The sequence below is a fragment of the Pseudomonas poae genome (genome assembly GCF_001439785.1).
Lineage (GTDB): Bacteria > Pseudomonadota > Gammaproteobacteria > Pseudomonadales > Pseudomonadaceae > Aquipseudomonas > Aquipseudomonas poae.
In genome coordinates this window covers 113,223-132,419 of sequence record NZ_JYLI01000006.1, presented here as the reverse complement: position 1 = coordinate 132,419, position 19,197 = coordinate 113,223, and the positions used below count along the sequence as shown (strand labels likewise).

17 protein-coding genes and 1 other RNA gene are annotated in these 19,197 nt (G+C 63.1%); 7 read left to right on the top strand and 11 right to left on the bottom strand.

Features of this window, described 5'->3' with window-relative positions:
* Positions 1-136: 136 nt before the first annotated feature.
* The 4 genes from TU75_RS09505 to hemN all read left to right on the top strand — a co-directional run bounded on the left by TU75_RS09505 (position 137) and on the right by hemN (position 4,972).
* Complete coding sequence (locus TU75_RS09505) at positions 137-2,596, top strand: heavy metal translocating P-type ATPase (protein ID WP_060548779.1); 2,460 nt, start codon at positions 137-139, stop codon at positions 2,594-2,596.
* A gap of 2 nt (positions 2,597-2,598) precedes the next feature.
* Complete coding sequence (gene ccoS, locus TU75_RS09500) at positions 2,599-2,811, top strand: cbb3-type cytochrome oxidase assembly protein CcoS (protein WP_015372647.1); 213 nt, start codon at positions 2,599-2,601, stop codon at positions 2,809-2,811.
* Complete coding sequence (locus TU75_RS09495) at positions 2,804-3,487, top strand: sulfite exporter TauE/SafE family protein (RefSeq protein ID WP_060548778.1); 684 nt, start codon at positions 2,804-2,806, stop codon at positions 3,485-3,487. The genes ccoS and TU75_RS09495 overlap by 8 nt, the downstream gene beginning before the upstream one ends.
* 102 nt (positions 3,488-3,589) lie before the next feature.
* On the top strand, positions 3,590-4,972 hold the full coding sequence (gene hemN / locus TU75_RS09490) for an oxygen-independent coproporphyrinogen III oxidase (protein ID WP_015372649.1): 1,383 nt from the start codon (positions 3,590-3,592) through the stop codon (positions 4,970-4,972).
* A 4-nt stretch (positions 4,973-4,976) separates the two neighbouring features.
* Here hemN and TU75_RS09485 read toward each other — a convergent pair whose 3' ends face one another.
* Positions 4,977-5,444 (bottom strand): hypothetical protein, encoded by a 468-nt coding sequence (locus TU75_RS09485; protein ID WP_003230426.1) that lies wholly within the window; start codon positions 5,442-5,444, stop codon positions 4,977-4,979.
* A 153-nt stretch (positions 5,445-5,597) separates the two neighbouring features.
* Here TU75_RS09485 and fnr point away from each other — a divergent pair, with 153 nt between their 5' ends.
* Both fnr and TU75_RS09475 read left to right on the top strand, forming a co-directional pair.
* Positions 5,598-6,332: a fumarate/nitrate reduction transcriptional regulator Fnr gene (gene fnr, locus TU75_RS09480; RefSeq protein WP_003230424.1), complete on the top strand. Its 735-nt coding sequence runs from the start codon at positions 5,598-5,600 to the stop codon at positions 6,330-6,332.
* 78 nt (positions 6,333-6,410) lie between these two features.
* Positions 6,411-6,959, top strand: a complete 549-nt coding sequence (locus tag TU75_RS09475; protein ID WP_003230422.1) for an adenine phosphoribosyltransferase — start codon at positions 6,411-6,413, stop codon at positions 6,957-6,959.
* Positions 6,960-7,210: 251 nt separating this feature from the next.
* On the opposite strand, the gene recR is transcribed toward TU75_RS09475, so the two are convergent.
* The 4 genes from recR to dnaX form a co-directional block, all read right to left on the bottom strand.
* Complete coding sequence (gene recR, locus TU75_RS09470) at positions 7,211-7,813, bottom strand: recombination mediator RecR (RefSeq protein WP_003230421.1); 603 nt, start codon at positions 7,811-7,813, stop codon at positions 7,211-7,213.
* A gap of 66 nt (positions 7,814-7,879) precedes the next feature.
* Positions 7,880-8,914, bottom strand: coding sequence for an NADP-dependent oxidoreductase (locus TU75_RS09465; protein WP_060548777.1), 1,035 nt, complete (start codon positions 8,912-8,914; stop codon positions 7,880-7,882).
* A 133-nt stretch (positions 8,915-9,047) separates the two neighbouring features.
* Positions 9,048-9,386, bottom strand: a complete 339-nt coding sequence (locus TU75_RS09460; protein WP_003230417.1) for a YbaB/EbfC family nucleoid-associated protein — start codon at positions 9,384-9,386, stop codon at positions 9,048-9,050.
* 47 nt (positions 9,387-9,433) lie between these two features.
* Positions 9,434-11,452 (bottom strand): DNA polymerase III subunit gamma/tau, encoded by a 2,019-nt coding sequence (dnaX, locus tag TU75_RS09455; RefSeq protein ID WP_060548776.1) that lies wholly within the window; start codon positions 11,450-11,452, stop codon positions 9,434-9,436.
* Between the two features lie 133 nt (positions 11,453-11,585).
* Here dnaX and TU75_RS09450 point away from each other — a divergent pair, with 133 nt between their 5' ends.
* A complete protein-coding gene (locus tag TU75_RS09450; protein ID WP_060548775.1) occupies positions 11,586-12,338 on the top strand; it encodes a substrate-binding periplasmic protein in 753 nt (250 codons plus the stop codon).
* 109 nt (positions 12,339-12,447) lie between these two features.
* On the opposite strand, the gene TU75_RS09445 is transcribed toward TU75_RS09450, so the two are convergent.
* The 6 genes from TU75_RS09445 to zipA form a co-directional block, all read right to left on the bottom strand.
* Positions 12,448-13,038, bottom strand: a complete 591-nt coding sequence (locus TU75_RS09445; protein ID WP_060548774.1) for a hypothetical protein — start codon at positions 13,036-13,038, stop codon at positions 12,448-12,450.
* 132 nt (positions 13,039-13,170) lie between these two features.
* Positions 13,171-14,130, bottom strand: coding sequence for an N-acetylmuramidase family protein (locus tag TU75_RS09440; protein ID WP_060548773.1), 960 nt, complete (start codon positions 14,128-14,130; stop codon positions 13,171-13,173).
* Between the two features lie 195 nt (positions 14,131-14,325).
* Positions 14,326-14,422: signal recognition particle sRNA small type (gene ffs / locus TU75_RS09435), an RNA gene on the bottom strand.
* Positions 14,423-14,566: 144 nt separating this feature from the next.
* Entirely contained in the window at positions 14,567-15,733 is a 1,167-nt protein-coding gene (locus TU75_RS09430; RefSeq protein ID WP_003230408.1) for a zinc-binding metallopeptidase family protein, read from the bottom strand.
* A 66-nt stretch (positions 15,734-15,799) separates the two neighbouring features.
* The gene (gene ligA, locus TU75_RS09425) at positions 15,800-18,154 is read right to left on the bottom strand and encodes an NAD-dependent DNA ligase LigA (RefSeq protein WP_060548772.1); all 2,355 of its coding nucleotides are present in this window, start codon (positions 18,152-18,154) and stop codon (positions 15,800-15,802) included.
* 87 nt (positions 18,155-18,241) lie between these two features.
* Complete coding sequence (gene zipA / locus TU75_RS09420; protein WP_003230404.1) at positions 18,242-19,102, bottom strand: cell division protein ZipA; 861 nt, start codon at positions 19,100-19,102, stop codon at positions 18,242-18,244.
* Positions 19,103-19,197: the final 95 nt, after the last annotated feature.

The following is a 19,197-nucleotide window of genomic DNA, read 5'->3' as shown; positions in this document are numbered from 1 at the left end:
ACGCAGGACAAGCCTGCTCGCCACAGGGAATCTGCGCTTAACTGAACGCCATTAGGGCTTGCCCGCTCGCCACAGGGATGTGGTTGCCTGAAATAACTGATGTGCAGTCACCTTCCAGCCACCCCAGATGCCAACCATGACAAGCCCCTGCTACCACTGCGCGCTGCCCGTTCCAAGCGGCAGCCGCTTCACCGCGATGATCCTTGGCGAGCGCCGCGAGCTCTGCTGCCTGGGCTGCCAGGCCGTGGCCGAAGCCATCGTGGCCGGCGGACTGCAACATTATTACCAGCACCGCAGCGAAACCTCGGCCAACCCCGACACCCTGCCGGTGCAATTGCTGGACGAGCTGGCGCTGTACGACCGCGCCGACGTACAAAAACCCTTCTTGCGCCGCGACGGCGACCTCGCCGAAACCACTCTGCTGATCGAAGGCATCAGTTGCGCGGCCTGCGGCTGGCTGATCGAAACACACCTGCGCCGTCTGCCCGGCGTGGTCGAGGCGCGGCTGAACCTGTCCAACCACCGGCTGCACCTGCGTTGGGCCGACGGGCAACTGCCACTGAGCCGCGTGCTCAGCGAGTTGCGTCATATCGGCTACGCCGCCCACCCCTACCAGGCCGACCGCGCCGCCGAGCAACTGGCCGGGGAAAACCGCCTGACCCTGCGCCGGCTCGGCGTCGCCGGCCTGCTGTGGTTTCAGGCAATGATGGCCACCATGGCGACCTGGCCACAGTTCAACGTCGACCTGAGCCCAGAGTTGCACGTGATCCTGCGCTGGGTCGCGATGTTCCTCACCACGCCCATCGTGTTCTACAGCTGCGCGCCGTTCTTCAAGGGCGCGATGCGGGATCTGCGCACGCGCCACCTGACCATGGACGTGTCGGTGTCCCTGGCGATTGGCGGCGCGTACCTGGCCGGCATCTGGACCGCCATCACCGGCACGGGCGAGTTGTACTTCGACGCAGTAGGCATGTTCGCGCTGTTCCTGCTGACCGGGCGCTACCTGGAACGTCGCGCCCGGCAGCGCACGGCCGCTGCCACCGCGCACCTGGTCAACCTGCTGCCCGCTTCGTGCCTGCGCCTCAAGAGCGACGGCCAGAGCGAGCGTGTCCTGTTGACCGAGCTGGCCCTGAGCGACCGCGTGCTGGTGCACCCCGGTGCGGTGCTGCCGGCTGACGGCGTGATCCTCGAGGGCCAGTCGAGCATCGATGAGTCCCTGCTCACCGGCGAGTACCTGCCACAACCCCGGCACGTCGGCGACAGCGTGACGGCCGGCACGCTCAACGTCGACGGCGCGCTGACCGTGCACGTGCGCGCCCTGGGCCACGACACGCAACTGTCCGCCATCGTGCGTCTGCTGGAACGCGCCCAGGCCGAAAAGCCGCGGCTGGCGCAGCTGGCCGACCGCGCCGCGCAGTGGTTCCTGCTGGGTTCATTGATAGCCGCCGCCGTGATCGGTCTGCTGTGGTGGCAACTGGACCCGTCACGGGCGTTCTGGATCGTGCTGGCGATGTTGGTGGCGACCTGCCCGTGCGCCTTGTCGCTGGCCACGCCGACGGCGCTCACCACCGCCACCGGCACCCTGCACAGCCTCGGCCTGCTGCTGACACGCGGCCATGTGCTCGAAGGCCTGAATCAGATCGACACGGTGATTTTCGACAAGACCGGCACCCTTACCGAAGGACGTCTGACCCTCAACGCCATCCGGCCTCTGGGCAAACTGAACAGCGACCAGTGCCTGGGCCTCGCCGCCGCCCTGGAAAACCGCTCCGAACACCCGATTGCCCGCGCGTTCGGCCGCGCGCCGCTACCCGCCGCTGACGTGCGCAACGCTGCGGGCCTGGGGCTGGAAGGTCACGTCGGCGAACGCCTGCTGCGCATCGGCCAGCCTGCCTACGTCTGTGAACTCAGCGGGTGCCCGCCGCCCGCCGCGCCGGAACACAGCGGGCAATGGCTGCTGTTGGGTGACCGCAGCGGCGCGCTCGCCTGGTTCGGGCTCGATGACCGCCTGCGCAGCGATGCGCCGGCCCTGCTCGCGGCGTGCAAGGCACGAGGCTGGCGCACGCTGCTGCTGTCGGGGGACAGCTCGCCGATGGTCGCCAGCGTCGCCGCAGCATTGGGCATCGACGAAGCCCACGGCGGCCTGCACCCGGATGACAAACTGCAGGTGCTGCAACGCCTGCACGCACAAGGTCGCAAGGTGCTGATGCTCGGCGACGGCGTCAACGATGTGCCCGTGCTGGCCGCCGCCGATATCAGCGTGGCCATGGGCTCGGCCACGGACCTGGCGAAAACCAGCGCCGACGCGGTACTGCTGAACAATCGCCTGGACGCTCTGGTGCAGGCGTTCAGCCTGGCGCGGCGGACCCGCCGGGTGATCATTGAAAACCTGCTGTGGGCCGGTCTGTACAATGGCCTGATGCTGCCGTTCGCCGCGCTGGGTTGGATCACACCCATCTGGGCGGCAATCGGCATGTCCGTGAGTTCGTTGACCGTGGTGCTCAACGCCTTGCGCCTGACGCGCCGGCCGCGCGCGGCGCTCGCCCCCTTAGCCAAACCGCCCGTTGCCGGCCTGAGCCGCGCGGGCCTGGAGTAGCAATGCCAGCTCTTTACGTGATGATTCCGGCGGCGCTGCTGTTAGTGGGCGTGGCGATCTACATCTTCTTCTGGGCGGTGGATAGCGGCCAGTACGACGACCTCGACGGTGCGGCCCACAGCGTGCTGTTCGACGACCACGACCCGAACCACCTGGCCGCCACCGACGAGGCCGATGCACCGCAGCAATCGCCCACGGACTCGCCCCGTGCTTGACCTGGCGCCGATGCTGATCTCCGCGCTGATCCTCGGCCTGCTCGGTGGCGGCCACTGCCTGGGCATGTGCGGCGGGCTGATGGGCGCGCTGACGCTGGCGATTCCCAGCGCGCAACGCAACCGCCGTTTTCGCCTGCTGCTGGCATACAACCTGGGGCGCATCCTCAGCTATGCCTGTGCGGGACTGCTCATCGGCCTGGCTGGCTGGGCGGTGGCCAACAGTCCGGCGGCGATGTTCATGCGCGTACTGGCCGGCATGTTGCTGGTGTGTATGGGCCTGTACCTGGCCGGCTGGTGGAGCGGCCTCACCCGCCTCGAAAGCCTCGGGCGCGGCCTGTGGCGATATATCCAGCCACTGGCCAACCGCTTGCTGCCGGTGTCGAGCCTGCCGCGTGCCTTGCTGCTCGGCGCCCTGTGGGGCTGGTTACCGTGCGGGCTGGTCTACAGCACCCTGCTGTGGGCCGCGAGCCAGGGCAATGCGGCCCACAGCGCATGGCTGATGCTGGCGTTCGGCGTGGGCACCTGGCCGGTGCTGCTGGCGACAGGACTGGCGGCGGAGCGGGTCACCGCATTATTGCGCCGGCGTAGCCTGCGCGTGGCCGGTGGCGTGCTGGTGATACTGTTCGGTGTCTGGACCCTGCCGGGCCCGCACCAGCACTGGCTGATGGGGCATTGATCTGCCTGTGGCACAGCGCCACTCCCCGTTGATGCAAATCAACATGGCCGTCCCGCCGTGCCCCTAGACTCGGCCCATCAGCCTATCCGGGGGAGCGCCCGCATGCTCGACGCCATTCGTTGGGACACCGATCTGATTCACCGCTACGACCTCGCCGGGCCGCGCTACACGTCCTACCCCACCGCCGTGCAAATGGACAGCCAGGTCGGCGCCTTCGAGCTGCTGCACGCGCTGCGCGACAGCCGCCAGGCCGCGCGGCCGCTGTCGCTTTACGTGCACGTGCCGTTCTGCGCCAACATCTGCTACTACTGCGCCTGCAACAAGGTAATCACCAAAGACCGAGGCCGCGCGCAGGTCTATCTGCAACGCCTGATGCAGGAGATCGAGAAGGTGGCCTGCCACCTCGGTCCGAAGCAGGTGGTGGAGCAACTGCATCTGGGCGGCGGCACCCCGACCTTTCTCAGCCACAACGAACTGCGCCAGGTGATGGGCAGCCTGCGCGAGCACTTCAATCTGCGCGATGACGACTCGGGCGACTACGGCATCGAGATCGATCCGCGCGAAGCGGATTGGGCGACCATGGGCCTGCTGCGCGAGCTGGGGCTCAACCGGGTGAGCATCGGTCTGCAGGACCTCGACCCGCACGTGCAGCGCGCGGTCAATCGCCTGCAAAGCCTGGAAGAAACCCGCGCCGTGATCGACGCCGCGCGCACCCTGCAGTTTCACTCGATCAACATCGACCTGATCTACGGCTTACCCAGCCAGTCGCCGCTCGGCTTTGCCAACACGGTGGAGGAAGTCATCCGACTGCAACCGGACCGCGTGTCGGTGTTCAACTACGCGCACCTGCCGGAGCGCTTCATGCCCCAGCGGCGGATCAACAGCGACCACCTGCCCACCCCGGCCACCAAACTGCTGATGCTGCAGACCACCATCGAACAGTTGACCCAGGCCGGCTACCGCTACATCGGCATGGACCATTTCGCGCTGCCGGATGACGAGCTGGCCATTGCCCAGGAAGACGGCACCCTGCAACGTAATTTCCAGGGCTACACCACCCATGGGCACTGCGATTTGATTGGGCTGGGGGTGTCGGCAATCAGTCAGATCGGCGACCTGTACTGCCAGAACACCAGCGACCTCGGCGCCTACCAGAACGCGCTGGCGGGTGCGCAACTGGCGACCAGCCGTGGGCTGCTGTGCACCGCGGATGACCGGCTGCGGCGGGCAGTGATCCAGCAACTGATCTGCCATTTTCAGCTGGACTTCGAGCGCATCGAGCAGGCGTTCAACCTCGACTTTCGCGACTATTTCGCCGCGCTGTGGCCGCAGTTGCAGACGATGACCCGCGACGGTCTGATCGAGCTCGACGCCAGGGGCATTCGGGTATTGCCGGCCGGGCGCCTGCTGGTGCGCTCGCTGTGCATGCTGTTCGATGCGTACCTTGGGCAGCAGAACCGGCAACGGTTTTCGCGGGTGATCTGACGCGTTACTTGGACGCCAGACTCATGGCTTCCATCTGCGCATCAGCCGGCTGGTCCTTCATGGCCTTGCCCAACTGCATCTGCACCATGGTCAGGCTGGCCTGCAACGTGGCGATGCTCGCCTGCAGGTTGGCGACCCGCGCCTGACGCGCCTCGGGGGTCAGCGAATTGTCGGACTGGGCGGCAGCGATTTCGGCCTGCTTATCGGCGATCTGCTTTTTCAGCTCGCGGATCATTTTCAGCAGCTGTTTGACCGGGTCGGTCTGACTGCTGTTATCAATGTCCTTGTTCGAGTCGGTTTTGGCAGCACGAAAGCCGGCACTGGAGATCGATACGCTGACGCCCTCCTTCACCTCGGTTTCACTCGCTGGTTTTTCGTCGTTGCGGGCGTCTTCTGCCGCAGCGTTTTTTCTGAGGTCCGGCACCGTCGGAATGTTCACACTGGAAGGATTGAGGCCACCGATGGAAGACATGATCCGGGTCCTGATTGAATGAGATAGGCCTTTGTATCGGCATGGATACATGAACCTTTATAGCGCCGGCGCTGTTTTGTGCGCGCTGGCCTCACCCACCCTCGGTGCGTTACCCTTACGACTTATGTGTGATTTCCCACAAGGACTTAAGAAATGCCTGAGCCAGTCAAACTGCGCGCTCACAGCCAGGCTCACTGCAAGGATTGCAGCCTGGCCCCCCTCTGCCTGCCACTTTCGTTGAATCTGGAAGACATGGATGCGCTGGACGAGATCGTTAAACGCGGGCGCCCGCTGAAGAAGGGCGAGTTTCTGTTTCGCCAGAGCGACCGGTTCGATTCCGTCTATGCAGTGCGCTCGGGTGCGTTGAAGACCTTCAGCCTGAGCGGCAGCGGCGAAGAACAGATCACCGGCTTTCACCTGCCCAGCGAACTGGTCGGGCTGTCGGGCATGGACACCGAGATGCACCCGGTGTCCGCCCAGGCGATGGAGACGACTTCAGTGTGCGAAATCCCCTTTGAGCGCCTGGATGAACTGGCCCTGCAACTGCCGCAACTGCGCCGCCAGTTGATGCGCGTGATGAGCCGCGAGATTCGTGACGATCAACAGATGATGTTGCTGCTGTCGAAGAAAACCGCCGACGAACGCATCGCCACCTTTCTGGTCAACCTCTCGGCGCGCTTTCGCGCCCGCGGGTTCTCGGCCAACCAGTTCCGCCTGAGCATGTCGCGCAATGAAATCGGCAACTACCTGGGCCTGGCGGTGGAAACCGTGTCACGGGTATTCACGCGTTTTCAACAGAGTCAATTGCTGGCAGCCGAGGGCAAGGAAGTACATATCCTCGACCCGATCCAGCTGTGCGCGCTGGCCGGTGGCTCCCTGGAGGGCTGATCCAGACACCTGCGGCCAAGCGCACCGGCGACGCCGCAGGTATACTTCGCGTCCGTTTTCCTCCCAGGACCCTCGACGATGATCCTCGATTCGTTCGACATCAAATCCCTGATCCGCCCTGTCATCGACTTCCCCAAGCCTGGGGTGATTTTCCGTGACATCACGCCACTGTTCCAATCGCCCCGCGCCTTGCGCCTGGTGGCCGATACCTTTGCCCAGCGCTACGTCGAGGCCGAGTTCACGCACATCGGCGCGATGGACGCGCGCGGTTTTCTGATCGGCTCGATCATCGCCTACCAGTTGAACAAGCCGCTGATCCTGTTCCGCAAGCAGGGCAAACTGCCGGCCGACGTGCTGGCCGAGGGTTACCAGACCGAATACGGCGAGGCCTTTCTGGAAGTGCACGCCGACAGCCTGTGCGAAGGCGACTCGGTGCTGATGTTCGATGACCTGATCGCCACTGGCGGCACCCTGATTGCAGCGGCGAACCTGGTGCGACGCATGGGTGCGCAGATCTTTGAAGCGGCGGCGATCATTGATCTGCCGGAGCTGGGTGGGTCGCAGCGTTTGGAAGCGATGGGGATTCCCACGTTCTGCCTGACGCAGTTTGCGTTGACTGAAAGGTAGGCATTTCACAACACAACATGTGGGAGCGGGCTTGCCCCAATGCCGTTCAATCAAGCGCAGATTCCCTGTGGCGAGCAGGCTTGTCCTGCGTTGGGCTGCGCAGCAGCCCCCAAACCAGGCGCTGAGCCGTATCAGGTACTCCGCGTTTTTCTGGAGTGGGGGCGCTTCGCACCCCAACGCGGGGCAAGCCCGCTCGCCACAGAGTCTCCGGTTTGCTGCGCGACAGCGCTAGCGTTGCAGTGTGTTGTGTTTTAGAGCGCGATGGGCTTGCGGCCGGCGAACGAGTGGGCCAGGGTGCCGCCGTCCACCAGCTCCAACTCGCCACCCAGCGGTACGCCGTGGGCGATGCGCGAGGTGATCAGACCTTTGTTGGTCAGCAGCTGCGCGATGTAATGGGCAGTGGCCTCGCCTTCCACAGTCGGGTTGGTGGCCAGGATCACTTCGGTAAACGTGCCCTGCTCCTGGATGCGCGTCACCAGTTGTGGAATGCCGATGGCCTCCGGTCCCAGGCCGTCCAGCGGCGACAGATGGCCCTTGAGCACGAAGTAACGACCGCGATAGCCGGTCTGCTCCACCGCGTACACGTCCATGGGCCCTTCCACCACGCACAACAAAGTGTCGTCGCGGCGCGGGTCGGCGCATTGCGGGCAGAGTTCTTCTTCGGTAAGGGTGCGGCACTGACGGCAATGGCCTACGCCTTCCATGGCCTGACTCAGGGCCTGGGCCAGACGGATACCACCGCTGCGATCACGCTCCAGCAGTTGCAGCGCCATGCGCTGGGCGGTTTTCTGGCCGACGCCCGGCAAAGTGCGCAGGCCATCGATCAGTTGGCGAATCAGGGGGCTGAAGCTCATGGGCGAAGGGTCCGACAAAACAACGAGACGCGGTTTATACCCGCGCCTCGGATTAGCGTCAAATGCTCAATCCTGGGCGACGCGTACCACCAACTTGCCGAAGTTGCGCCCTTCGAGCAAACCGATAAACGCCTCGGGTGCCTGTTCCAGGCCGTCGACCACGTCCTCGCGGAACTTGATCTTGCCCTCGCGCACCCACGGCGCCATGGCGCTGAGGAATTCCGGCTGGCGATCGCCATAGTCGTCGAACACGATAAAGCCCTGGATACGCGCGCGCTTGGTCAGCAGGGTGCGTTGCAGCGCCGGCATGCGATCAGGGCCAGTAGGGGTTTCGTTGGCGTTGTAGCCGGCAATCAGACCACACAGGGGAATGCGCGCCTTGGGATTGAGCAACGGCAGCACCGCATCGAACACCTTGCCGCCGACGTTTTCGTAATAAATATCCACGCCGTTGGAGCAGGCTGCGGCCAATTCGCTGGCGAAGTTCTCGCTCTTGTGGTCGACGCAGGCGTCAAAGCCCAGCTCGTCCACCACGTAACGGCACTTGTCTGCACCGCCGGCGATGCCGACCACGCGCAGCCCCTTGAGCTTGGCCACCTGCCCCACCACCGAGCCCACCGCGCCAGAGGCCGCCGCCACCACCAGGGTTTCCCCGGCCTTGGGCTGGCCGATATCCATCAGGCCCATGTAGGCGGTCATGCCCGGCATGCCCAGCACACCCAGCGCCATCGAAGGACTGGCCAGGCCGTTGGGCACCGGCATCAGGTTACGACCATCGGAAATGCTGTGGCTCTGCCAGCCCGTGGAACCGACCACCAGGTCGCCCACTTCGAATTTTGGATTGCGCGATTGCTCGACACGGCTGACAGCGCCGCCGGTCATCACCTCGTCGATTTCCACCGGCGCCGCGTAGGACGGCGCGTCACTCATGCGACCACGCATGTAGGGGTCGAGGGACAGGTACAGCGTCTTGAGCAACACCTGGCCGTCAGCCAGCTCCGGCAGGGTCACCCGCTCCAGGCGGAAGTTTTCCGGCGTCGGGGCGCCCTGGGGGCGCGAAACCAGGACGATGCGCTGGTTGAGAGTCGGTTCTTGAGACATCGGGGTGCTCCTTATCGAAATCATCGGTATAGGGTGCAGACCGCACGCGTGGTGCCGGGGTTCGATCGGATCGGCATAAACAAAAATGCCAGGCGCAAGGCCTGGCATTTGAAGTACAGCCAAAGCTGACCGATCAGAACGGCAGCTTCATCCCCGGCGGCATCTGCATGCCGGCGGTCATGCCGGACATTTTGTCCTGGCTGTTGGCTTCGATCTTGCGCACGGCGTCGTTGACGGCCGAGGCAAACAGCGCTTCGAGCATTTCCAGGTCATCTTCGCCCACGCCCGGCAGCACGCTTGGGTCGATGCTCACGCGCTTGATGTCGTGACGACCGGTCATCACCACGCTGACCATATCGCCACCCGCCTTGCCGGTGACTTCGGCATTGGCCAGTTCTTCCTGCATCTTGGCCATCTTTTCCTGCATTTGCTGCGCCTGCTTCATCAGGCCGGCCATGCCACCTTTCATCATGGGAATCACCTCAAAAGTACGTGGATCATTCAGTTAACAGCCCGGTGTCATGACGCTTGGGTCACCGGAGCCTCGACAGGTTCAATAGTATCGTGACGCACCACCGCACCGAACTGCTGCATCATCTGCTGGATGAGCGGATCGGCCTGGATCGAGTGTTCCGCATCGCGCTGGCGGTTGATGCGCCGACGGGTCGCGGCCTGGGCCGGGGTTTCCTGCTCGGGCTTGATCAGCTCGATGGCGATGGTCAGCGTGCGCCCGTGGTACTGGTTGAGCGCATCGTTGAGCCGGCGCTGCTGGGTCGCGTTGAACAGGGCGCTGTGGGCCGGGTCCAGGTGCAGCAGCCAGTGGTCGCCGTCGATGGCGATCAGGGTGCAATTGGCGGCGATGCTGCCGGTCATGCCGGAAATCGGCAGTTTCGGGAACAACTCCAGCCATTGCAACGCCAGCCCGGTGGCCGGGGCTGCGGCGGGTTCCGCTTCGGGCTCCGGTGCCGGTTCGGCAATGTGTTCGCTGGCCAGTTCGTCCAGGTAGCTGTAGGCCGAATCCATATCGGGCTCGATGTAATCTTCGTCGAGCGGCGGTTCGTCGTCGAGGTCGATAGCCGGAACGGCGGCCTCAACCTGCGCAACGGTCGGCTCGGGCACTGGCGCAGACACCCACTCGGGGGCATCCGGCACCACGCTGTCGGGGGTCGGCGTGGGCATCGGCGTCAGCTCGGGCTGCTCGCCGGTGGTTTCCAGCACGGGCTCCACGGCGGGCTGCTGTTCGGGCTCGGGCTCGGCGGCAACCGGCTCGTTCCAGGGCAGATCGACGACCGCCGCGGGCTCAGGCTCAGGCTCGACCACGACCGGTGCCGGCTCCGGTGCTGGCACAACAGGTGCAGTCACTAGCGCTGCAACCGCCACGGGTTTGGCGGAATCAACTGTGGCCTGGCTGATCCCCACTGGCTTTAGCGGCTGCCTCGGCGCGTCGGCCGTATCGGCGGGCCGAAAGGCCAGCATGCGCAGCAGCACCATCTCGAAGCCACCGCGCGGATCCGGCGCCAGCGGCAGGTCACGACGGCCGATCAGGCCCATCTGGTAATAGAACTGCACATCTTCGGCCGGCAGCGCCTGGGCCAGGGCGAGCACGCGGTCGCGGTCGCCATGGCCGTTGTCGACGCCTTCAGGCAGCGCCTGGGCGATGGCGACACGGTGCAGCACATTGAGTATTTCCGAGAGCACGCCGTTCCAGTCCGGGCCCTGCTCCGACAAGTGGCGCACGGCTTCGAGCAACGCCTTGGCGTCGCCCTCGATCAGCGCGTGCAGCACGTCGAACACTTGGCCATGGTCGAGGGTGCCGAGCATGGCGCGTACATCGGCGGCCATGACCTTGCCTTCACCGAAGGCGATGGCCTGGTCGGTGAGGCTCATCGCGTCGCGCATCGAGCCATCGGCGGCGCGGCCAAGCAGCCACAGTGCGTCGTCCTCGAACGGCACGTTCTCCACGCCCAGCACATGGGTCAGATGCTCGACCACGCGCTCCGGGGTCATGTTTTTCAGGGAGAACTGCAGGCAGCGCGACAAAATAGTCGCAGGAAGTTTCTGCGGGTCGGTGGTGGCGAGGATGAATTTGACGTAGGGCGGCGGCTCTTCCAGGGTTTTCAACAGCGCGTTGAAGGAATGGCTGGACAGCATGTGCACTTCGTCGATCAGGTAGACCTTGAAGCGGCCACGGCTGGGGGCGTACTGCACGTTGTCGAGCAGTTCGCGGGTGTCTTCGACCTTGGTGCGGCTGGCGGCGTCGATCTCGATCAGGTCGACGAAGCGCCCTTCGTCGATTTCCTTGCACACCGAGCAGGTGCCGCAGGGCGTCGAAGTGATACCGGTTTCACAGTTCAGGCATTTGGCGATGATGCGCGCGATAGTGGTCTTGCCCACCCCCCGCGTACCGGTGAACAGGTAGGCATGGTGCAGCCGCTGGCTGTCCAAGGCATTGATCAGAGCCTTGAGCACATGGGTCTGGCCGACCATTTCGCGGAACGAGCGCGGGCGCCATTTACGTGCAAGAACCTGATAACTCATCGAAAACCGTCGCAACTGGGAAGCGGAAGCCGGTAATGCTAGCGGAGCAAGGGGGAAATTGCATCCGGCACGCTCGCCTAATCTGACTAAGCTGTGCTCAACAGCCTCTCGAAGGCCTTAACATGGAGGGTATATGCGCGTAGTTCTGGGCGCTTTATGGATGATAGCCACGGCCACCCTGGCGGCCCCTGCGCCGCTGCGTTTCTCGGTTTCCGACAGCTTGGCGATGCCGATGGTACAAGTGGACGGCGGCGTGCCCACCCAGGGAATTTTGTATGACCTCATGTCGAGCTTGGCCACCCAAGTGGGTCGCCCGGTCAGTTTTCATGTGCTGTCGCGGGTGCGGATTGCCGCGGCCATGGCCCATGGCGACATTGATGTGCGCTGTCACGTGGCCCAGGCCTGGGTCAACGACCTGTCAGGCAACTACAGCTGGAGCGTGCCACTGATGGTGCAGCGAGATGTGCTGGTCAGCGTCAGCAGCCTGCCGGTCAAGGTGGACGAACTGGCCGCGCAGCCGATCGGCACGGTGCTCAACTACCGCTACCCCCTGCTCGACCTGCTGTTTGCCAGCGGCCAGCTCAGCCGCGACGATGCCCGCAGTGAGGAACAAGTGTTGCAAAAGCTGGTGGCCGGACGCTTCCACTATGCGGTGATGAATGAATGGATCGTGGATCGCTTCAATCAGAAAGTCCCGGTTGGGCAACGCTTGCATAAGGTAGCAACGATTGAAGAGCAAGACCTCAGGTGCATGGTGCGCAATGCCCCGGACGTGCCAGTGCAACAGATTCTGCGCACGTTGCAGCACATGAAGAAATCCGGAGAAATAGACAGCATTATTCAGCTGTACACCGGACGCCCCGCCGCCAATGCCCCTGCGGACTGATGGCGGCGATGCTGACCAGCACGATCATTGGTTGACACAAATGCGGGATCACACTTGTGGCGAGCGGGCTTGCCCCGCTCGCTACAACGGCCCGCGACCACAAGCAGGATCAGCTTTTGGGTAGGGTTAACCGGGCGTACTGATCCTGGCTGATCCAGCCGGTGTACGTGCGATCCCTGGCATTGGTGAACTCAACCTGAGCCCAGCCATCCTTGAAGGCCAGCACACCCACCACATCATGCTTGACGATATAAGGCCGTTTGGCGGCCGCAGCGCCCGGCGCTTCAAGCAGGTAGGCCTTGTCGGCCGACACGGTCACCAGACCGATCCACTTCGTATCGGCAGTCTCACTCAAGTCCAGACCGGTGGCAATCTCGGGCATCAACACATTCATGCAACCGGGATGCTGACGGCCCTGCTCCACAGTCAGCGTCACACCCTCGGCTGACGGCGCCACGCTCCCGGGGTAGACGGCATCGAGCCAGGTAGTCAGCGCTTCAGCCTTGCCTTGCAGGTAGAACGCGCAACTGCGCGTCACGCCCTCGCCCATTTGCTCGGCGTAATAGCCCTCAATCTCATGCTGCGGCGTCACGGCCAGCATCAAACCTTCGTATCTACCCGAATGCACCTGCACCGGACCCGCCAAGGCAGGGCCCATGGCGCATAACGACAACACACCCACCACCAGAAAACGGATCATCCTGTTTTTCCCCAATTCACTATCAATTGCGCACATTTGCCATGCCATGAACAAGAAGCTGGCGGACGCTAACAAGGTGATTGGGGGTTGTCCATAGGCTGTTTCCTGACAAGAAACAGCCTACGCTGGACGCTACTGACCGGCTTGCAGCTTTTCATAAGCCTTTTTGATTCGCTGGTCGTAATCGCCGTATTGCGGACCGTTGTAGTTACGGGCCATCCCCACATAATCCCGGGTCTTCATGGCTTTGACCAACGCCGCGTTCTTGCTGCAGAAACCGACAAACGCGTTCAATTGCTGGCCGGCGTTAAGCTTCATCGCAGCAACAAAATCGAACACATCCTTGAAACCACACGCGGCAAAATTGAACCCCATGATCTGAAACATGCCATACGACGCGGACATCAATGCCGCTTTCTGGTCCAGGCTGTAGGCCGCGCGCAAGGTTTGCCAGGCGGTGGCCTGATCCTTGTTATTGATTCGCCATTGTGTGTCGGCCTTTGCCATATAGGGCGCCGAGAGATTGGGGTGGGTACTGTCGTACTTTTTCTGAGTGTACTTGTGGAAGATATGCCGCTCGTAGGCGAGCACCGGGAATTTTTCCGGCCCGAACCCGGAACGCCCGCCCGACTCCACAATGGCGAACGCCTTGATGATATTCACCTCGATACCGTTGCCCAACGCGAGCGCAGCCTGCTTGAAGTCGGCATCGCTGAGGGTCACGTTACCGTCGCAGGTGGCCTGGGTAACCAACGGCTGCTTGTCTGACGCGGCCTGGACTGGCGACGGAACCGCCGCAGCGGGTTGTCCGCCCGAGCGGGCAGCTTCGATCAACCCTTTAAACGTCCTGCCGCCCGGGTCGATGACGCCGTCGGGGCTGGCGACATTGAGGCGATTTTTCTGAAAGTCGACGATGCGCTGATTCAACAGCGGGCCCGACTTGCCGTCCACTACCAGGGGCGAAACGGATGATGAGGCGATCATATTGAACAGCTGTTGGATGTATCGAACATCGGCAGGCACATTACTGGCTTTACCGAGGGTGCCGACTGAAGCACCGATAGAACCGGATAAATCTGGAGAAGTGGTCATGGCAATCATCCTAAGTCTTCAGGAAATGAGCGCCTTCACTTCTTCACTACTCCAGCACTGAGGTCATTTGCATGATTGAAATTAGCAGGCCGCTGAACGTTGTCCAGCCGGAGTCGTCCGCGCCATGAAAAATGGGCAGAGGGCTGAATAAAAGATTTTTGAGTTGAATCAGGAGGGGGAACGTTATGGAGGCAACCCCACCAGCCACACCCCGGCACACAATGTTCCCGCTGTGGCTGCTGCCTTCCGGCTCTGACCAGGTTCACGGGTAATCGTTGCGGGGGGACCGATGGGGTCACCATAACGACGCCTGCCTCTCGGCAAGCGGGGCCATTGTACCGATCTCATCGGAAGTTACAACCGTTGGTACCGGATTAAAAACATCCAGTGGTTCAAGCACTTGCCACAGTCTTGCGCCTCACCCCTGGCGCTCTTTTCATTTTGCCAGCAAGACCTCATCAGCCCGGCCGCCCTCTTCCTGAATCACCAGGTGAATGAAGTGCAGCTTGGCGATCACCGCAGGCGGCAGCACGAAGGGATAGAAATCCGGCTGGCCCATGCTGCGGGACAGTTCATTGAGCATGCCGGCCAGTTCGATCCAGGCGTTGACGAACGACAGGAACGCCGGACCGCCCGGGTGCTCGGGGTCGTAGAGGGTCGTGAGGGGAAACGGCTGGTAATCCAGGTCCATTTCACGGGCACTCATGCCAAAACCCAGCGCGGTGTCGACGGCGTCCATCATGTGCAGGTAGTGGGCCCAGGTTTCCGCCCAGTCTTCCCACGGGTGCATGGTGGCGTAGGCACTGACGCAAGTCTGCTGCCAGTCGGCACGTGGGCCGTGCTGGTAGTGCTGATCGAGTGCATCGGCATAACTGGCGCGTTCGTCGCCGAACAGGTCGCGATACGGCTGCAACCAGTGGCTGCTGGCGATCAGGCGATCCCAATAGTAATGGCCGACCTCATGGCGAAAATGCCCGAGCAAGGTGCGGTAGGGTTCATGCATCTGCACGCGGACCTTCTCGCGATGGGCGTCGTCGGCTTCCTTGATGTCGAGGGTGATCAGGCCGTTGGCATGCCCGGTGGTGGGCGCATTGCCTTCAAGGTCGACACCGACGAAGTCGAACGCCAGGCCCGCTTCCTCATCCACGCTTTTGGGCACCACTTGCAGGCCCAGGCTGATCAATTGCGCGACGAGCCGACGCTTGGCCGTCTCAACCTTGCCCCAGCGTTGGTGATTTTCTGCAATCGACAGGTCGGGAATGGTGCGGTTCAGGCTGCAAGCCACGCACAGCGCGTCGGTGCTGTGGGCCGGGATCAACCAGTTGCACGCCGCCGGTGTGTCGAGGTTGGCGCAACGGCGAAAGGTGCCGGCGTCGAGGTTGTCATCCATCTGCCAGGTGTCGACCACCGGGCCTGGTTGCAGCGACGACAAACGGCTCTGCTGCGGGTGGTAGCCCAGCAGGGCCGAGCAGGCCAGGCACTGGCTGTTGCGAAAGAACAGCGACTGGCCGCAGCGGCATTGCCAGACCTTGCTGTTACGCGAGGATCCGGCCATGAACGGGGCGGCAATGCGCGAACTGAGTTGCTCGAAGTAGCGGAACATGGCGATCTCTCACGGGAAGACAGAGACTAGATCACCTTGCGCGCGGGATCGTTCCCCCGCGCAGCGTCAGGCTTTGCCGTGACTGCCCAGGAACTCTATAAAGGCTGCCTCATCCATCACTTTGAGCTGCAGCTCGCTGGCCTTGGCCAGCTTCGACCCCGCCCCCGGCCCGGCCACCACGCAATGGGTTTTCGCAGACACGGAACCGGCCACCTTGGCGCCCAGGCTTTCAAGCTTCTCCTTGGCCACCTCACGGCTCATCAGTTCCAGAGAGCCGGTGAGGACCCAGGTGTGCCCGGCTTCGGGCAAGCCTTCGACGACCTTTTTCTCGCTCTCCCAGTGCATGCCAAAGTCCTTGAGCTGCTGCTCGATGGCCAGAGCATGGCGGGCATTTTCCGGGTTATCGAAGTACTCGCGCACCGCCTTGGCTTGCTTCTCGGGCAGTGCCTGACGCATGTCGAGCCAGTCGGCCTGGATCACCCCTTCGAGGCTGCCGAACTTGTCGGCGAGCTTCTGCGCCGCGCCCGGACCGACGGACGGCACGTGCAGCTTGTCGAGCAAGCCGCCCAGGGTGGTGCTGGCGGCAAACTCGGCGCTCAGGTCGCCCTGATCCTGCAACTGCAGGCCGCATTCATCCGGCGACAGCAGCGCGCCGATGACCTGCCGGTTATGGCCGTCCTCGAAGAAACTATGGATCTCGTGCGCCACTTCCAGGCCCACGTCCGGCAAGTACGTCAGCACCTGCGGCAAGGCCTGCTGCACCCGCTCCAGCGAGGCCAGGGAGCGCGCCAGCACCTTGGCGGTCTCCTCGCCCACATCGGGAATGCCCAGGGCGTAGATAAAGCGCGCCAGAGTTGGCGTGCGGCTGTTTTCAATCGCGGTGATCAGCTTCTTGCTGGAAATATCGGCGAAGCCTTCCAGGTCGATGATCTGCTCGTACGTGAGCTTGTAGAGATCGGCAGGCGAGCCGATGAGTTTTTCATCCACCAGTTGCTCGATGGTTTTGTCGCCCAGGCCGTCGATGTCCATGGCCCGGCGCGAGACGAAATGGATAATCGCCTGCTTGAGCTGCGCACCACAGGCCAGGCGGCCGACGCAACGGTACACCGCGCCCTCGCTGACGGTTTCCTTGCCCTTGCTGCGCTTGACCAGCTGCGTGCGCTCCACGTGGGAGCCGCACACCGGGCAACGCTCGGGGATCTGCACCGCACGGGCATGCTCGGGGCGGCGCTCGGTGACCACCGAGACCACCTGGGGGATCACGTCGCCGGCGCGGCGGATGATCACCGTGTCGCCAATCATCAGACCCAGGCGCGCCACTTCATCCATGTTGTGCAACGTGGCATTGGACACCGTCACACCGGCCACCTTCACTGGCTTCAGACGTGCCACCGGCGTCACAGCGCCGGTACGGCCCACCTGGAACTCAACATCGAGCAGCTCGGTGAGCTCTTCCATGGCCGGGAATTTATGGGCAATGGCCCAGCGCGGCTCGCGGGCGCGAAAGCCCAGTTCGCGCTGGGAGGCAATGCGGTTGACCTTGAACACCACGCCGTCGATTTCATAGGGCAGGCTGTTACGCCGCTCGCCAATGTCGCGGTAATAATCGAGGCAATCCTGAATGCCCTTGGCCAGTTTGAGTTCGTGGCTGATCGGCAGGCCCCACTGCTGCAACTGCTGCAGGTTGCCGATATGGCTGTCACTGATATCCGTCGTCACCTGACCGATGCCATAGCAGCAGAATTCCAGCGGGCGGCTGGCGGTGATCTTCGAGTCCAGTTGGCGCAGGCTGCCGGCGGCGGCGTTGCGCGGGTTGGCGAAGGTCTTGCCGCCAACTTCCAGCTGCGATGCGTTGAGCCGTTCGAAACCGGCCTTGGACATAAAGACTTCGCCGCGCACTTCCAGGGTCGCCGGCCAGCCGCTGCCGTGCAGTTTGAGCGGGATGTTGCGCACGGTGCGCACGTTGACGCTGATGTCTTCGCCGGTGGTGCCGTCGCCACGGGTGGCGCCACGCACCAGCTCGCCGTCCTGGTACAGCAGGCTGACCGCCAGGCCATCGAGCTTCGGCTCGCAGCTGTACTCCACAGCGCCGAACAGGTCGCCGGCCGGCAGGTCCAGGCCCTCGGTCACGCGCCGATCGAACTCCAGCATGCTGCTCTCATCGAACGCGTTGCCCAGGCTGAGCATGGGGATCTCATGGCGCACCTGGGTAAACGCCGACAACGCCGCGCTGCCCACCCGCTGGGTCGGCGAATCGCGCGTCACCAACTCCGGATGCTCGGCCTCCAGGGCCTTGAGCTCATGGAACAGGCGGTCGTACTCGGCGTCCGGAATACTCGGCTCGTCGAGCACGTGATAGCGGTAGTTGTGCTGATCCAGTTCAGCGCGCAGTTCGAGAATGCGGGTGTGGGCGGCGGTCATGGGTGTTCTCTCATAAAGCAAAAGAGCAGCCGAAGCTGCTCAATATGTTAGTGCACGGATTCTACAGACAACGCTTAAGATCGAACCTCAGCGTTTCTGTGTCAGGGCACGACGCTCGAACTCGACGATGCGCTGACGATAATGTTCGATGGTCTGGGCGGTCAGCACGCTGCGCTGGTCGTCCTTGAGTTCGCCGTTGAGCTCCTGGGACAGCTTGCGGGCTGCGGCCACCATCACGTCGAACGCCTGTTTCGGGTGACGCGGGCCTGGCAGGCCGAGGAAGAAACTCACCGCCGGGGTGCTGAACAGGTCGATGTCGTCCAGATCGAAGGTGCCGGGTTTGACCGCGTTGGCCATGGAGAACAGCACTTCGCCGTTACCGGCCATGCTTTCGTGACGATGGAAAATATCCATCTCGCCAAAGCGCAGGCCGCTTTCGAGAATGTTCTGCAACAGCGCAGGACCCTTGAAGCCACCCGCGTCGCGGCAGATCACGCTGATCACCAGCACTTCCTCGGCGGCCGGCTGATCGCTGACAGACTGGCGCGAGGCCTGCCTGCCGACGTTTTCATCGGGGAAATCATCGTCGCGACTGCTGAAGCTCGGGCCTTCGTCCACGTCGAGGTTCAAGTCACCCTGATGCGGTTCGGCGGCGCCGGCATTGCCGCGTTTGCCACGTTTGGACGGCTCGCGGGCTTCACGCTGCGGCGCGCTCATCGACGGCAGGTCATGCTCGTCCAACTGCGGCTCTTTATGGGTATCGAGCACACGGGGCGGCCCCAGCAGCTCGGCGCTGCCGTCGTCGTCGGGCAAGTTGGACAGGTTGCGGTCCAGACGAAACTTCAGCTTGCCCTTGCCACCGCGCATACGGCGCCAGCCATCAAAAAGAATACCGGCAATCACAATGATGCCGATGACGATCAGCCACTCGCGCAGACCGATTTCCATGTAATCCCGTGCCTCTAATAAAAAATGCTGAAAAATAAGGGGTTTAGCACCGTGCAAACCGCTTTAAAACGTGGCGCCAACTCTATGTTCTGACT

Excerpts from the sequence above, each read along its gene's own strand:
- TU75_RS09505 (WP_060548779.1), top strand. The coding sequence starts at position 137 with ATGACAAGCCCCTGCTACCACTGCGCGCTGCCCGTTCCAAGCGGCAGC.
- ccoS (WP_015372647.1), top strand. The coding sequence starts at position 2,599 with ATGCCAGCTCTTTACGTGATGATTCCGGCGGCGCTGCTGTTAGTGGGC.
- hemN (WP_015372649.1), top strand. The coding sequence starts at position 3,590 with ATGCTCGACGCCATTCGTTGGGACACCGATCTGATTCACCGCTACGAC.
- TU75_RS09485 (WP_003230426.1), bottom strand. The coding sequence starts at position 5,444 with ATGTCTTCCATCGGTGGCCTCAATCCTTCCAGTGTGAACATTCCGACG.
- fnr (WP_003230424.1), top strand. The coding sequence starts at position 5,598 with ATGCCTGAGCCAGTCAAACTGCGCGCTCACAGCCAGGCTCACTGCAAG.
- TU75_RS09475 (WP_003230422.1), top strand. The coding sequence starts at position 6,411 with ATGATCCTCGATTCGTTCGACATCAAATCCCTGATCCGCCCTGTCATC.
- recR (WP_003230421.1), bottom strand. The coding sequence starts at position 7,813 with ATGAGCTTCAGCCCCCTGATTCGCCAACTGATCGATGGCCTGCGCACT.
- TU75_RS09465 (WP_060548777.1), bottom strand. The coding sequence starts at position 8,914 with ATGTCTCAAGAACCGACTCTCAACCAGCGCATCGTCCTGGTTTCGCGC.
- TU75_RS09460 (WP_003230417.1), bottom strand. The coding sequence starts at position 9,386 with ATGATGAAAGGTGGCATGGCCGGCCTGATGAAGCAGGCGCAGCAAATG.
- dnaX (WP_060548776.1), bottom strand. The coding sequence starts at position 11,452 with ATGAGTTATCAGGTTCTTGCACGTAAATGGCGCCCGCGCTCGTTCCGC.
- TU75_RS09450 (WP_060548775.1), top strand. The coding sequence starts at position 11,586 with ATGCGCGTAGTTCTGGGCGCTTTATGGATGATAGCCACGGCCACCCTG.
- TU75_RS09445 (WP_060548774.1), bottom strand. The coding sequence starts at position 13,038 with ATGATCCGTTTTCTGGTGGTGGGTGTGTTGTCGTTATGCGCCATGGGC.
- TU75_RS09440 (WP_060548773.1), bottom strand. The coding sequence starts at position 14,130 with ATGACCACTTCTCCAGATTTATCCGGTTCTATCGGTGCTTCAGTCGGC.
- TU75_RS09430 (WP_003230408.1), bottom strand. The coding sequence starts at position 15,733 with ATGTTCCGCTACTTCGAGCAACTCAGTTCGCGCATTGCCGCCCCGTTC.
- ligA (WP_060548772.1), bottom strand. The coding sequence starts at position 18,154 with ATGACCGCCGCCCACACCCGCATTCTCGAACTGCGCGCTGAACTGGAT.
- zipA (WP_003230404.1), bottom strand. The coding sequence starts at position 19,102 with ATGGAAATCGGTCTGCGCGAGTGGCTGATCGTCATCGGCATCATTGTG.